A 15,046-nucleotide genomic window follows, 5' to 3' on the forward strand; every position below is an offset into this window, starting at 1 on the left:
TATCAGGCAAGAAATCATTCCCGGCTTAAATCTTTTAAACTATAATTTTGCACTGTATTTATTTAAAATAATTATTATTTATGCATATATTTCTAATTTAACATTAAAGGAGTCATAATGAGAAAAGCATTACTGTTAGTTCTATTTTCTTTCTTTATAGTTTCAGGATATGCTCAGGAAGTGAAGATTGAAAATGCTATACCAACAGGTATTAATACAGTTCAAAGTCCATTATGGGGGAATGATGTCGTTATTAGTAATTTTGAACCTATTGGACCAATTACTGCAATAAAAGCAGCCTCGGGAACAATTTATGTTGCAATTAATGACACACTTGCAACTTCGAACCTTGGACTGATTATTATGCAGTCAACAAATGACGGAAACACTTGGTCTCTTTATCCGCAGGGTATTAATCTTAGAACACAGTACACTAAGTTAAAACTTATTAGTGCTGGTGGTGCTGCAGATTCAATATATCTGTTTATGCAAATTGGAAGTACAGTTTATTCTTGGAACTTCAGAAATCAAACGTTAAATGATGCTGGGTACGGTGGTATTTTGTCCACATTTGATGTTGTCGGTGCAACTAATGGAGCTTTATACTATTTTTATGATACAATCCCAACAGGAGTAAGGCGGTACAGCTCTATTGATGGCGGGTTATCATGGATTAACAGAGGTCTTATTACAAGTTCGGGGGTTAGACCCAAAGTAGCAACACAAACAGGTGACACAATTATTCTTAATTATTACGGTCCCGTTTTGTCAGATACGGTTACATCAAAAATCAGAGCTGCGAGGTATAGACAAACAGCACCCGGAACATTAACATCATCAGGCTTTCAGGATGTAGTAACAGAATTAGTTGCAAAAACAGAATTCAAATCAGTAATGTTTAATGGAGTTGTATGGTTCATCTATACTTCCGGAACAACAGGAGCAATAGATATTAAAGGTAGGATTAGTACAAACGCAGGTGCAAACTATGATGCTGCTATTGACATTGCAGCAAATCCGAATGTTGATGAATACTGGTTTGATGTGAACTTCTTCTCGGGTGGTGGTTTTGATTTATCCTATTATTCAGACAGTCTTCAAGCTGGGGCTCCAACAAATAATACAGATAAAATGATGTATTGTTTTGCAACCGTTGGCGGATCATCATTTGGTTCACCCACGCAAATCAGTTCAAATCCACCTTCATGGTCAGATAAAGGCTATATACCTGTTATTTGCGAAATTCCGCCTTCCGACTTAGGAATAGTTTGGGTTGGCATGAATGCAGGAGCAAAACTTTATTGGGACAGGTATAGTGCAATTACTAATATCGGAAACAGCGAAACACCAGTTAGTTACAGCTTAAGCCAGAATTATCCAAACCCGTTTAATCCAACTACCAAGATTAACTTTAATTTAGCAAAGAACGGAATTGTTACACTCAAAGTTTACAATATTCTTGGTAAGGAAGTTGCTAAATTAGTAAGCGGTAACTACAATGCAGGAAGCTACTCGATTGATTTCAATGCAAGCAAACTTTCAAGCGGAGCTTATTTCTATTCTATTGAAGTAAATGGTTTCAAAGATATTAAGAAAATGATGCTCGTGAAATAATCTCAACATAAACATAATTAAAAAGGCTGTCATTCACATGGCAGCCTTTTTGTTTAATAAAACTTTATAAATCATTCGGGTTCTACCCAGTCTTTATTCTCTTTGATGAGATTTATTAGTTCATCAACTGCTACTTCTGAATCAATGCTGCGTTTAACTACTTCCTTTCCTCTATAAAGGGTAATCTTTCCGACTCCGCTGCCAACATATCCATAGTCTGCATCGGCCATTTCACCCGGACCATTAACAATACAACCCATGATTCCAATCTTCAGCCCTTTAAGATGGTTTGTTTTTTCCCTTACCTTTGCCGTCGTTTCCTGAAGGTCAAATAAAGTTCTGCCGCATGATGGACAAGATATATATTCCGTCTTTGATATCCTTGTTCGAGATGCCTGAAGTATTCCAAAAGAAATGCTGTTCACAACTTTCTTCGATACAACATCTGACTCAAGCCATATTCCGTCACCAAACCCGTCTATCAGGAGCCCGCCTGCATCCGTTGCGGGATATACAAGAAACTCTTCCTCAGATAAGCTCTTATAGTTCTTCTTAATCACTACAGGACATTTTATATTCCTGGATATCAGCCCTTCACCAATGTCTCTTGCTTTCCTGTACGAAAGTTCTTCTGTACAGTTAAGTATAATAACTACATTTGAATCTGTAACTAAACTGGTTAATATATCATCTGATATATCATTCGTATTTAATACCAGAAATTTATTAAAATCTTTATCCGTTAAATCTAGATAGACGGATTTGTTTAGTAAAGGATATGATTCTTTGCTTGATCCCAAGTTTAGCCAAAAATTATAATTAAATATTTTCTTTAAAGTACCTGGGAGCTTATAATCAATATCCTGAGAACCAAGATATATAAAGTCAGGAGCCATATCACCGATGTTCCATTTATCCAGCGTCTCGCTGTAATAGTATCCGACCTCTTTAAGGCCTTTGTAAGAATCGAATACTTCTTTATCAGCCGATAATATTACAACAGGAACATTCGTACCGCCTATATTATTATCTGTGGTTATGCTTTCACGCTGATTATAAGTAAAAGGATTTATAACTTTTGGAAACTGAGTGTCCTCAGTTAATTCCTTTATATCTGCGTATCTGTTTATAAGTGTCTTGCAGACAGGTATTTCATACTCGGGTTCTTCCGTAAGTGAAACCCTAATTGTATCACCAAGTCCTTCTTCAAGCAATGTACCTATTCCAAGTGATGATTTAATTCTTCCGTCTTCTCCGTCGCCCGCTTCCGTAACTCCAAGATGAAGGGGATAATTCATGTTTTCACTTATCATTTGTTTCACCAGCAATCTGTATGCCTGTACCATTACCTGAGGATTGCTCGACTTCATCGAAAGAATAATGTTGTAATAATTCTCATCCTCACAAATCCTTAAAAACTCCATCGCTGATGCTACCATTCCTTCAGGTGTATCTCCGTAACGGCTCATAATCCTGTCCGAAAGCGAACCATGGTTAGTACCCACACGCATTGCCGTTCCGTACTCTTTACAAATTTTAATTAACGGAATGAATTTGCTTCGGATACGTTCGAGTTCTTGTGAATAGGATTTATCGGTGTACTCAATTGTTTCAAACTTCTTCTTATCGGCATAGTTACCCGGATTAACACGAACTTTCTCAACTATTCGTGCAGCTACTTCAGCAGCGTTTGGAGTAAAATGAATATCAGCAACGAGCGGAGTTTTATATCCCCTCTTTCTTAGTTCATTCTTTATTTCAGAAAGGTTCTTTGCTTCTTTTATACTGGGAGCAGTTATTCTTACCAGTTCACCGCCTGCTTCAATAATGCGTATTGACTGTTCAACAGTACCAATGGTGTCCATTGTATCTGTTGTTGTCATAGATTGAATGCGGATAGGATTAGCACCACCAAGAAGTAAATCTCCAATATTTACCTCACGAGTCCTGAATCGTTTATATATCATCTTAATTTCTTGCTCTCCTGAAACAAAATTCTCTTTTCTTCTTCCGTCAGACTTGCGTAACCATTCGCACCAAGTTTATCTAGAATTGCATCAATCCTTTTTTGAGCTTCCTTTTCATTTCGTCTCATATCATCTTCGTACTTGCTTTTTGAAAGGTCTTCGAAATTTGCATCATAAACATTCTTAGGTGGTTCATACCTCGGTGGCTCCGGTTTCTTTTCAAACATATCCCTGAGGTTATTAAACACATTGTTATCCTGACCCTGATTCTTAAAAAACTTTGGTTTACCTTTATTAAGTATAAAATAAACATAAAGGAATCCGACAACTCCTCCGCCAAGATGTGCGATATGAGCTATTCCCGACTGGGACTGCGATGCAACAGCGAATACTTCAATCAGAATGTATATAATGACAAGATATTTTGCTTTTATCGGAAGCATAAAGTATATATATATATACCTATTCGGAAATATCATACCGAATGCAATTAACACTCCATATATAGAACCGGAAGCTCCAACGGTTGGAACGTTAGGTGGAATATAACTCACAAGCGGTGCAAGGAAAGCATTTGCAATACCTGCACCTACCCCGCAAACAGTATAGAATATGAAGAATGTTTTGGAACCCCACATGTTTTCAAGTTCCATACCGAACATCCATAACGCAAACATATTAAAGAATAGATGAGAAAATCCGCCATGCATATACATGTACGTGAACAACTGCCAGGGTCTGAAAAATGGAGATTCATAAGTGAATAAGGCAAAGTTCTTTACAAATAAATCCCCTACAGGAACGCTTCCCGCCTTGAGTGTATCAAGGAAGAAAAACTGCAGTATGAAGACGCCTATGTTTGATATCAGCAGATATTTAATAACAGGCGGAAACATACTAAAGCCGCCTACCCCTCTCCTAAAATTATTCAATGTTTTTGCTTTTTTATTCTTGTTGTGCTTTTTGATAATCTTCCACAGTATCTATTTCAACGCACTCATACTCTGAAACATCTATGCTGAATATACTGTTCCGTGGGTCATTTCTTCCGATTATTTCCTCAAAGGTCTTTTCATAAAACTCATTAACATTATTTTCGTTTAATATTTTCCGGTCAAGTATCTTAAATATCTCATCACCGAAGCTTTTTGAAAACTTTTCTATACCTATTGATTCTCCAACAGCTTCTTGAATTGGAACATCCTTAGCCATTCTAAGAATTCTATTGTTATTGTCAACCGTAACCTTTATTTGTTCTTCATCAAGTTTCACTCTTGTATTTACGGCAGCAGCATTTTCATTCGTGTCATCAAGAAGTTTTCTAATTATTCTTGAATCAAAAAGTATATCACTGTCAAGCAGAATAAATCCGTCCTTTACGAAATTCTTAGTCATCCATAAAGAATAAGAATTGTTATTGTTAGAGTAATCAATGTTTGACAGAAACTCAATTTTAACATCCGCAAAATTCTTGTTAAGATAATCTTTAATCATATTTTCTCTGTAGCCTGTAACAAATATAAAATCATTAATTCCGTTTTTTAAAACATTTTCCATCGTCCGATGCAGTAGATTTTTTCCACAAACATCCAGTAAACATTTTGGAGTAGTATCTGTTAAAGGTCTAAGTCTTTTTGCAATACCAGCTGCTAATATTATCGCTTGCATATAATTATTTTGATATTCCGTTTAGTGTTTTCTTCTGAATAATATAAAGAACTAACAGCATTAGATTTCCGGCCGTAAAAGTAATCCATAGATAGATATCCAATCGGTTTAAGAAAGCTGCCAGTATTGCTGCCGATAAATGCGTGGTTGAACCAATCCAGCTCCATGCTCTAAGTAGCAATATGTTTTTTCTCTTGTAGAGTTCTGGGGAAACATTAAGCCTTTCATCTTTCGCGGCTCCGCTCTGAACTGATATGTATTTTAAATAAATATTAACGAGGAATTTCTCGACTAATCTTCCTTTAGATCTTTCGAGAACTTTCTTAAGTCTGGAAAACTCATCGAACTCATCCTCAAGATTATTACCTTTGTTGTAAACGTTCAGCATATAAACGTTTCTGTAATTATCAAAATACATGTTTTGAAATATACGTGAGACAGCCCCGGCCAGAGTTATTAACCAAACATATAGATAATCACCCGTTGAAATGCTCAATCCTATACCAATACCAAGAAACATTGAGAATCCCGTTACATAATCTATGAAACCGTCAATGATCCGTCCAATCCCGGTACCGTTTTTCTTAAGCCGTGCAAGCTGACCGTCAGCACAGTCCAGTATATTAGAAATAAGTAATGCTATTCCAGCAAATATAAAAGACTGAGGTGTTCCGAATGAAAATAACACTCCGGTCAAAATACCAAAAAGCATCGAGAATGCGGAAATCTGATTAGGAGTAATATTCGTGGAATATATTAACTTTACAAACAAGAATGAAAGAGGACGATAGAAATATATATCGAGTATTTCCTCAACATCAAAACTTTTTAAAGAACTTTTAAACTCTGTGTACCAACTCATTTTTTAATTACCTGTAATCCTTTTAATGTAATATTTTCTTTTGCTTAAGTTTCTTAAGCCTCTTTTTGTATTCCTTCTTAGATTCTGCAATATACTTCTTTTTAACCTGAGCTACAAAATACTCCTGTACGTTAAAATATTCCTTTTCACCTTTGTCATTTTCAGGAATCTCTATCTTAGAATAAGTGCCGTCGCTGTTTAGAATACGAGCTTTAACGTTATCTTTTAGATAGAGTGCAAGAATTTCTTCAAGGTCTTCTATTATTCTCGGATTTTCAATCGGATAAAGCATTTCAACACGTCTATCAAAATTACGTTGCATAATATCGGCTGAACCTGAATAAATAACCGGTTTACCATTATTGTAGAAATAATAGATACGGCTATGCTCAAGAAATCTACCTACAATGCTGATTACTCTTATGTTTTCGCTAACACCTTTTATGCCGGGTCTCAAGCGGCAGATACCTCTAATAATTAAATCAATTTTTATACCTGAATTAGATGCCTGAAAAAGTTTGAATATAAGTTTGTCATCAACAAGGGAATTTGCCTTAATAATAATTCTTCCGTTCTCGTTTACCTTATGAGATTCTATTTCATCATCAATGAACTTACTCAGATTCTTACGCATTGTGTAAGGAGCAACAAGAAATTTTTTGTACTCCTTTTGCTTCGAGTGACCCGTAAGATAATTAAAAAGGTCTGAAGCATCTTTGCAGAAATCCTCGTTGCAAGTAAAAAGTCCAAGGTCTGTGTAGATTCTTGAAGTTATTGGATTATAATTGCCGGTACTTAGATGCAGATACCGGGTCATCTTTCCGGATTCTCTTCTCACAACAAGAAGGAGTTTGCAGTGTGTCTTTAAGCCTGATATTCCGTAAACGACATGCACGCCTGCATTCTCAAGTCTCTTCGCCCAGATAATATTATTCTCTTCATCGAATCTTGCTTTAAGTTCAACTACGGCAGTGACCTGTTTGCCGTTTTCTGCTGCATGAATAAGAGATTTAATAATCGGAGAATCACCGCTTGTTCTGTAAAGAATTAATTTTATCGCGAAGACATTCTTATCCTCTGCTGCCTGTGCAATAAACTCGGTGACAGAAGAGAATGAATAGAAAGGATGATGGAGCATAATATCCCGTTTCCTTATTGCTTTAAAGAAATCATCCTCATCGAGGAAGAAAGATGATATCCTCGGCATGTATCCTTCGTCTTTGAGCGTCCTCTTATCTATACGGTATAGATACATTAAATCACCAAGGTTTAAAGGTCCATCAACTTTATATATTTCAGTATTATCAAGTTCAAGGTCATCAATAAGAAAGTTTAGTATTTTATCAGGTATTTTTTCCTCCACTTCAAGTCTTACGATGATTCCGAGCCTTCTTTTTTTCACTTCTTCTTCTATGAGGGTAAGGAGGTCTCCCGCCTCCTCTTCTTCAAGCTCAAGGTCGGCATTTCTGGTAATACGGAAAGCATAGCAGTCCGTAATCTTCATTCCGGGATATAGTTTATGGGCATTGGCTTCGATAAGTTCTTCAAGTAAAAGAAAATGAGTGCTGTTTTCTTTTCCGATAGGAATAAACCTAGGGAAGTTTCCCGGTATCTGAAGAACCGAAACTTTACCCTCAACTATTTCAGTATCTGGGTCATCAAGTACGATTGCGAATGCAAGTGTTCTGTTTACAAGATTTGGAAACGGGTGAACGTTATCCATAGCAATAGGGGTAAGAACAGGAAATATTTCCTCATCAAAATATTTATCCAGTTTTTTCTTTTCGTCATCAACAAGATCATAGTATTTGAAGAACTTTATATTTTGCTCTTCGAGATGAGGAACAAGTTCTTTATTGAACAACCTGTACTGCTCTTTAACCATCGGGCAAAGTTCCTGATAGATATATTCGCGTTGTTCCTGAGCAGTAAGCCCGTCGGATGTTGTTTCATTTACATCGCTTACAATCTGTCGTTTGAGACCAGATACGCGAATCATAAAGAACTCATCGAGGTTAGTGCAGAAAATAGATATGAACTTAACGCGTTCAAGAAGAGGCTGAGACTTATCCGCAGCTTCCTCAAGAACCCGCCTGTTAAATTCTATCCAGCTTAGTTCTCTGCTAAAGAGATAATCGGATCTTATTTTATTCTTACCGTTCAATAATTAGTTATCTGAAAATTTATTTTATCCCCCTCTTTAACTCCATACTTATCGGAAAATCCTGCGACAACTTCGACAACATACATTGCTTTCTTTTCAGAAGGTAAAGACTTTTCTGAAAAAGGTGTAGTATTCCTATGAATTTTTACTATCTCTTTGTTTTCATTTACAAACATTATATCGAGTGAAAGCGGCGTATTTTTCATCCAGAATGATTGCAATTCAGAAATAGGAAATACAAAATACATCCCCTGTGATTCATCCATAGACTTGCGGTACATAAGCCCCTGTGTTCTTTTTCTGTCATTATCAGCTATCTCAACATCTATCTTCTTTATCGCTTTTCCATCTTTGCTAGAGAGAAACTCAACTTCACCCTGCTTCACAAACTGCGGCTCAGTTGGTTCTTTCTTTTCAATAACCACCTTTTTTTCTATTGGTTTCTCTTCATTCATCATAGTATATATGAAATATCCTGCAGCAATAACAACGACTGCAATAAGCACATAAATAAAGTAGTTAGGTTTATTTGGTGCTGTTTTCTTTTCTGCTGCTTTCTGTTTTGCCATTATTTCTTTCCTAAGTATTCCTTAATTGAGTCTATTAAATAATAATTCTGTTCGCGAGTGCCGAGTGTTATCCTTGTTTCTGTTTTAAACGCTTCTTCGTCAAGGAATTTAATTAGGAGATTTCTTTCTTTTAGAAATTTATCGAGACCTTTTCTTATATCATGCGGCATATCAACAAGCATGAAGTTTGCGTAAGACTTATATGGAGTAAATCCATCCATTTTAGAAAACTCCTTGTAGAAATACTCTTTGTCTTCCTGCATCATTTTTGTAACTCTTTCATAGTATTCGGAATCTTTGTAAGCAATCTCGCCAAGTTTTTCCGATATCCTGTTATATCCAAGGTATCTTACAGTATAATTCATTAATTCTTCAAGATTCTTGCCGGCGAATGAATAACCGATGCGACAACCTGCAAGAGCAAAGTACTTTGAGAAGGTTCTGCATATAACGAGGTTAGGAAATTCATCGAGGAAAGGCTTAACATAATCATTCTCTGTAGAACCGAATCCCCAATAAGCTTCGTCAATCATAACGAGAGCGCCTCTGCATGCATCGAGGAATCTATGCAAATCTGTTTTAGAAATCTTGTTGCCTGTCGGATTGTTTGGAGAAGCAATAAGAACAATCCTTGGACTTTCTTTGTCATAGATTTCAATCATTTTATCAACATCATAGGCAAATGTTGCGATACCATCCTCTTCACTTCTGACCATAGGGTATTCAACGTTGAATCCGCCAACTTCATAAGCAACCTTCTTATAATACCACCATGCTTCTTTTGGAATAAGAATCTTTTCTTTCCTATCGAGATAATAGTGAATAATTTGTTTCAGCAGGTCTTCACTTCCGTAAGAAAGTATAACCTGCTTTTCTGGAAGTTTGAATTCATCTGCTATCATTTTTGATAGGCTAGATTTGATACCTTTCGAGAACTCCCTTGAATAGTTTGAAAGTTCATCGATAGTAACATGCTTGAGAAATTCATAGCATTTTGGTGATGGTCCGTACTGGGATTCATTCCTATCCAGATACTGAAGTTCTTTATATTTTTTGGGGTCTGTCATATTGTTTTAATATTTGATGTTAATAAATATATTACTTTTTAGTTAAAAACTTTTTAATACCGTTTTTACAATCTTCTGACATACGGGTAAGCGTGTTCATATCGACTGCATACTCAAGTGCAGCCTCAAAACCCATTGAAGAAATATTTTTAAACATTTCTTTAGTGAGCATCACAGAGCTTGACGGAAGCTGATTAAGGGAATCGCAGAGCTGATTTGTGTAGCTTTCAAGCATTGCCTGCTCAACGACGTAGTTAACAAATCCCATTTTAAGTGCTGCGGGAGCAGTTATAAACCTTGAAGTCAGCAGCAAGTCCTTTGCATGAGTTTCACTGACACGTTTGAGAAGGAAAATCATAACGATAGCAGGAATAAAGCCGATTCTAACTTCTGTGTAACCAAACTGAGCTTTATCAGATGCGACTATAAGGTCGCAGGCACTTGCGATACCGCATCCCCCAGCAAGAGCATAGCCGTCAACCATTGCAAGGGTCGGTTTCTTACAGTTATAGATTGCAAGCAAGAGATTTTTATAGTTGTTTGAATCTTTCTTATTTTCGAGAACATCAAAATCCTGAATCTTATTCAAGTAGTCAAGAAAAAGACCCGAACAAAAATTACTGCCGGCACCGGTTATAATCAAAGATTTAGTATCGTCATCTTCTGAAATGGTTTTAACTGCATAAGTAAGTTCACTAATCATTTCATCGTCAAGCGAGTTTCTTTTATCCGGTCGATTTAGAATAAGCTTCTTTGTCTTACCTTTATCCTCGAGTAGAATTTTATTAAAAATCTTTTTCATAGCCGTTTAGTTTGGTATAAAGTTTATGTGGAACTCGTTTTCGAAGTTAAGAATCTGAGACTTAATCCTAAAATACTTTTCAAGAGACTCCTGTGTAATAATATCGAGTGTTCTGCCAGATGAGACAATTTTACCTTTTTCGAGCAGTATGGTTTCATCTGTATACTTTAAAGCTATATTCAGGTCATGAATAACCGTCATAACGGTTAATCCCTTATCTTTATTTAGCTTTGCAAGAACGTTAAAGATATCGTACTGATAATTGACATCAAGATAAGTAAGCGGTTCATCGACAATTAGAATCTTTTCCGAGAGGTCATTTCTACAATCAAGCTGTACGAAGGCAAGTGCGATAATAACCTTTTGTTTTTCACCTCCGGAGAGTTCGAACAGCAGTTTATCCTTGAGGTTGACGATAGAAAGCATTTCGAGAGCATTACCAACGATTTCTTTTTCTTCGTTGTTAGTTCTGAAATCAGTAAATGATTTATACGGATACCTGCCGAGACACAGAAAATCAAAGACTCGAATATTCATATCGAAGAATTGAATTTGCTGCGGTATGAAAGACAGGTGCCGGGCGATACTTACTGAGGAAAGAGAATTAATGTTCTTTCCATTGAAAAGGATTTCCCCCTTATAATTTCCTATGATACCAGATAGAAGATTGACCAAGGTTGACTTCCCTGAACCATTCCTGCCAATAACGGCATAGAACTTTCCTTTGCTGATGCTAAGGTTAACATCGCTTAATATAAGTTTACCGTTTCCGTAAGAAAATGATACGGAATTCATAGACAGCAAAGGCAATGTCATAAGATTACTTTATATATTGAGAGTTCTTGTAATCATAAAACCACTGAAATTGACCTAAGCCCTTATCAGGGTCGAAATCGATGAAACAAACGCCTGATTTCTTAAACTGGAAGTTCGGTTCTTTCTTATCGGAAAGACCTTCAATAAGCAGAGAAATGAGAGGTTCATGTCCGACGAGAGCAATTGAATTAAAGACAGTGTTTCTCTTTAATAGTTGAGCAACTTTAGCCACAGAGCCGTTGAGGAGGAGTTCGTTTGCAACTTCCACATCATGCTTGTATTTAAGTGTAGATGCGAGAACTTCGGCAGTCTGGACGGCTCTAATCAAAGGGCTTGTAAAAATTTTATCTAAGTCCAATAAATAATCTTTAAGACTTTTAAAAACCGTAGTAGAGATTTTACGTCCTTTAGGAGTTATGTATCTTAATTCATCCGTACGGACTGATTCGGTTTCATAATCAATTGCTTCTGCGTGTCTAATCAAAAACAGTTTCATTTTTTAATATTTTAGTTTAGTATGTTAGTTAATTATGTGACTATCCACGGATTTAACACCGTTTAAATTCGTAAGCATAACTTCTGATATACTGTTATGCAATTTAATATCATTTATAGTTCTAACTCTAATGTAATTATCAGTCCAGCCCTCTATGTAATCGACACCATTAAAAGTAACGACTTTGTTTTCAAAGAGAACTTTCTGTTTAGTGTTCAAGTGTCTTGTGTAAAAATCATACTTCTTCTTCGCAGAAAGGTTTCTTAAAGTTTCACTTCTCTGCTTTCTTTTATTAATATCGACTTTACCGTCTAACGATACAGCCAGAGTGTTTTTGCGCTCAGAATAACTGAAAACATGCAGATAGCTGACTTTTAGTCCGTCGATGAAATCATAGGTGTTCCTGAAATTTTCATCTGTCTCGCCGGGAAAACCAATAATAACATCAACCCCAATTCCGAGACCCGGCAGTTCATTGTTTAGCTTTTCCACTAAGTCACTGAATAACTGTAAGTTATATCTTCTTTTCATAAGTTTCAAGATACGACTATCTCCACTCTGAAGCGGGATGTGAAAATGCTTACAGAACTTATCCGAGCTTTTCACGAGACTAATTACTTCGTCAGTGAGAAGATTCGGTTCAATAGAGCTTATGCGAATCCGCTCAATGCTTAGTTTATCTAGTTCGTAAAGGACATCAATAAGTTTTTTCGTTTTGTTGTTTTCGAAGTATTTATAATCGCCGGTATTAACACCGGTAAGTATTATTTCTTTGTAACCAGAATCAATAATCTTCTTTGCATTGTCAACAACTTCTTCCAATGGCAGACTACGCGAAACACCTCTTGCCATAGGAATAGTGCAGAAACTGCAATTATAGTCACAACCATCCTGAATTTTCAGAAAGGCACGTGTTCTTGAATCAGAGTCTGCAGAAAATGCACCTTTAATTTCGTCGTCTGCCTTGCCAACTTCCGAGACAAAGATACGCGGTTTATTCTCCTTGAAAATACATGAAATATCTTCGAGTTCGACATTATCAAGATATTCAAACAGCCGAAGCTTTTCCTTTGAACCGAGAATAAGGTCAACGCCTTCAATTTCTGCAATTTCCCCCGGCTGAAGCTGAGCATAGCAACCCGTAACAATAACATAAGTTTCCGGATTTTTGCGAAGAACACTCCTGATAATCTGCCTGCATTCTTTATCGGCATTATCCGTAACAGAACATGTATTTAGAACAAAAATATCAGATTCTTCGCCATAATTATGCAACTTCATACCCTTCAGCTCAAATTGTTTAGCCAGAGTAGAAGTTTCGCTATAGTTCAACTTACAACCGAGTGTATGTAAAGATACTCTCTTCATTAATAAATTTACAATTTTTCAATAGTATATTTAATGCAAAATATTTTGTATATCAAATCAGGAGATTAATTCCGGTTCACGGATGAGATTAATTCCGAATTTCAGAAAGACTTCACATTGAATTTTTTCTGAAAAGACGATTAAATCCTTCGTTGAACCGCCCTTATTAATCAATGCGAGAGAATGTTTTGAAGAAATCCCTATACCGTTTTCTAAAAAACCCTTATTAAATCCAGAATTTTCAATTAACCAGGCAGCGGAAACCTTGAATTGCTCCCCTGATTTAAAACAAACCGGCTGCAAATTCAATTCATTGCATTTGCTTAAAAACTCATTGTAAGAATCTTCATTAATAAGAGGATTGGTGAAGAAAGAGCCGCAGGAAATCGAGTTTTCATCGTTTTTATTGTAAATCATCGATTTAGCTGCTCTAATTTCAAGAACGGTATTTCTGATTAAAATATGTTTGCTAATATTATTTTGAAAGAAATGAAAGCTTGGGTGTGAGTTTATTTTATCTTTTAGTTCTTTATATTTTATAACGGGTACGGAATTAAATTTCAGTTTAAAGGTAACTTCGGTAATGATGTATTTTCCTTTATCATTTGATTTGAAGCGGCTGTTTCTGTAAGAAAATTCGCAAGACTCTTTTGGGAAGGTCTCGAATTCAAGGGTTTTCGTGTTGATGGCTTTCACAGATTCAATAACGTCGGAAACTTCCTGACCATAAGCACCAACATTTTGTATAGGGGTTGCACCTACGCTGCCGGGGATACCCGAAAGGCACTCGATACCTGAATAACCATTATTGACAGTGTGTTCAACAAATGAATCCCAGTTTTCGCCGGCTTTTACTGTAAACAAATCGTCTTTTCGCAAGATACCTTTTGAATTGATATAAATTATAACACCTTTGTATCCGTCATCGTTGAAAATTGTGTTGCTGCCGCCGGCGAGAACATGGTAAGACAGGTTTTCTTTGACAGCATAATTGACTGCATTGATAATTTCGCTGTCGTTTTTGCATTCAACAAATTTATCTGCAGCGCCTCCGAGATTAATAGTAGTAAAATCTGAGAGTTTAACGGATTTAAAAGAAATATCACTCATATTTTAAAATAGTGTTTTTTGAGGAAGAATAATATTCAGTAAATATTATACTCCTATTTTGGGGTGTAAGTTACGGCTTTAGAGATTTGATATTGGGGGAGGGGGTTCGGATTAGGTTGATTCGGCTCTAGTTCGAGAGAAATAGCCGAGAAATACGAGAGTACTCCGTATTATAACCGTACTATTATTGGAAAATTACCGTGTTATTATTGGAGATTTGAAAGAAGTGCTGTTTTTAAATGTATTTAAATGACTTTTTGTGTAAATCATTTACCTTTTTAAATGAAATATATGGATTTTCATTATGTTTTATGACTTAATAATTGTGACAATAAAAGTCAAGATAGAGTTCCCTTTTTATGTAAAATAGTATGAAAAGCTTATTAAATTTTGGGGGGATGAGATTACGTCAAGTATTCAGAAGAGATTTCTGAGTTTTTTAAGCAGGTTTTATCGACTGAGTAGTTGTTTGCGAAAGGTTCAGATTTGAGATTAACATTCGATTATATTTTTAATAACAAAGACTAGAATATTTTGGCGATA

The 15,046-nt window shown here is 36.0% G+C and carries 13 protein-coding genes; 1 reads left to right on the top strand and 12 read right to left on the bottom strand.

Annotation, left to right across the window (positions count from 1 at the left end; translation table 11 throughout):
* Positions 1-117 precede the first annotated feature (117 nt).
* Positions 118-1,614: a T9SS type A sorting domain-containing protein gene (locus WC644_00475; protein MFA5010402.1), complete on the top strand. Its 1,497-nt coding sequence runs from the start codon at positions 118-120 to the stop codon at positions 1,612-1,614.
* Positions 1,615-1,685: 71 nt separating this feature from the next.
* On the opposite strand, the gene ispG is transcribed toward WC644_00475, so the two are convergent.
* The 12 genes from ispG to WC644_00535 are packed head-to-tail and all read right to left on the bottom strand — an operon-like array spanning position 1,686 to position 14,503.
* The gene (gene ispG, locus WC644_00480; GenBank protein ID MFA5010403.1) at positions 1,686-3,581 is read right to left on the bottom strand and encodes a (E)-4-hydroxy-3-methylbut-2-enyl-diphosphate synthase; all 1,896 of its coding nucleotides are present in this window, start codon (positions 3,579-3,581) and stop codon (positions 1,686-1,688) included.
* Positions 3,578-4,513: a rhomboid family intramembrane serine protease gene (locus tag WC644_00485; protein ID MFA5010404.1), complete on the bottom strand. Its 936-nt coding sequence runs from the start codon at positions 4,511-4,513 to the stop codon at positions 3,578-3,580. Before WC644_00485 ends, ispG begins: the two co-directional genes overlap by 4 nt.
* Positions 4,514-4,526: 13 nt before the next feature.
* On the bottom strand, positions 4,527-5,249 hold the full coding sequence (locus WC644_00490; GenBank protein ID MFA5010405.1) for a phosphocholine cytidylyltransferase family protein: 723 nt from the start codon (positions 5,247-5,249) through the stop codon (positions 4,527-4,529).
* 4 nt (positions 5,250-5,253) lie between these two features.
* A complete protein-coding gene (locus tag WC644_00495) occupies positions 5,254-6,111 on the bottom strand; it encodes a CDP-alcohol phosphatidyltransferase family protein (GenBank protein MFA5010406.1) in 858 nt (285 codons plus the stop codon).
* A gap of 22 nt (positions 6,112-6,133) precedes the next feature.
* The gene (gene ppk1, locus WC644_00500; protein ID MFA5010407.1) at positions 6,134-8,275 is read right to left on the bottom strand and encodes a polyphosphate kinase 1; all 2,142 of its coding nucleotides are present in this window, start codon (positions 8,273-8,275) and stop codon (positions 6,134-6,136) included.
* A complete protein-coding gene (locus tag WC644_00505; protein ID MFA5010408.1) occupies positions 8,272-8,844 on the bottom strand; it encodes a DUF192 domain-containing protein in 573 nt (190 codons plus the stop codon). Before WC644_00505 ends, ppk1 begins: the two co-directional genes overlap by 4 nt.
* Positions 8,844-9,911 (bottom strand): histidinol-phosphate transaminase, encoded by a 1,068-nt coding sequence (locus WC644_00510; GenBank protein MFA5010409.1) that lies wholly within the window; start codon positions 9,909-9,911, stop codon positions 8,844-8,846. The genes WC644_00505 and WC644_00510 overlap by 1 nt, the downstream gene beginning before the upstream one ends.
* Before the next feature lie 31 nt (positions 9,912-9,942).
* Positions 9,943-10,713, bottom strand: coding sequence for an enoyl-CoA hydratase-related protein (locus tag WC644_00515; GenBank protein MFA5010410.1), 771 nt, complete (start codon positions 10,711-10,713; stop codon positions 9,943-9,945).
* Between the two features lie 6 nt (positions 10,714-10,719).
* Positions 10,720-11,508 carry an ABC transporter ATP-binding protein gene (locus tag WC644_00520; GenBank protein MFA5010411.1) on the bottom strand — a complete coding sequence of 263 codons (789 nt, stop codon included), beginning with the start codon at positions 11,506-11,508 and terminating at the stop codon, positions 10,720-10,722.
* A gap of 25 nt (positions 11,509-11,533) precedes the next feature.
* Positions 11,534-12,025 carry a phosphohistidine phosphatase SixA gene (gene sixA / locus WC644_00525; protein ID MFA5010412.1) on the bottom strand — a complete coding sequence of 164 codons (492 nt, stop codon included), beginning with the start codon at positions 12,023-12,025 and terminating at the stop codon, positions 11,534-11,536.
* Between the two features lie 24 nt (positions 12,026-12,049).
* Complete coding sequence (gene mtaB / locus WC644_00530) at positions 12,050-13,393, bottom strand: tRNA (N(6)-L-threonylcarbamoyladenosine(37)-C(2))-methylthiotransferase MtaB (protein ID MFA5010413.1); 1,344 nt, start codon at positions 13,391-13,393, stop codon at positions 12,050-12,052.
* A gap of 57 nt (positions 13,394-13,450) precedes the next feature.
* Entirely contained in the window at positions 13,451-14,503 is a 1,053-nt protein-coding gene (locus WC644_00535) for a UDP-N-acetylmuramate dehydrogenase (protein ID MFA5010414.1), read from the bottom strand.
* Between the last annotated feature and the right edge of the window lie 543 nt (positions 14,504-15,046).

The sequence above is a fragment of the Ignavibacteria bacterium genome (assembly GCA_041649015.1).
GTDB lineage: Bacteria > Bacteroidota > Ignavibacteria > Tepidaquicellales > Tepidaquicellaceae > CAIKZJ01.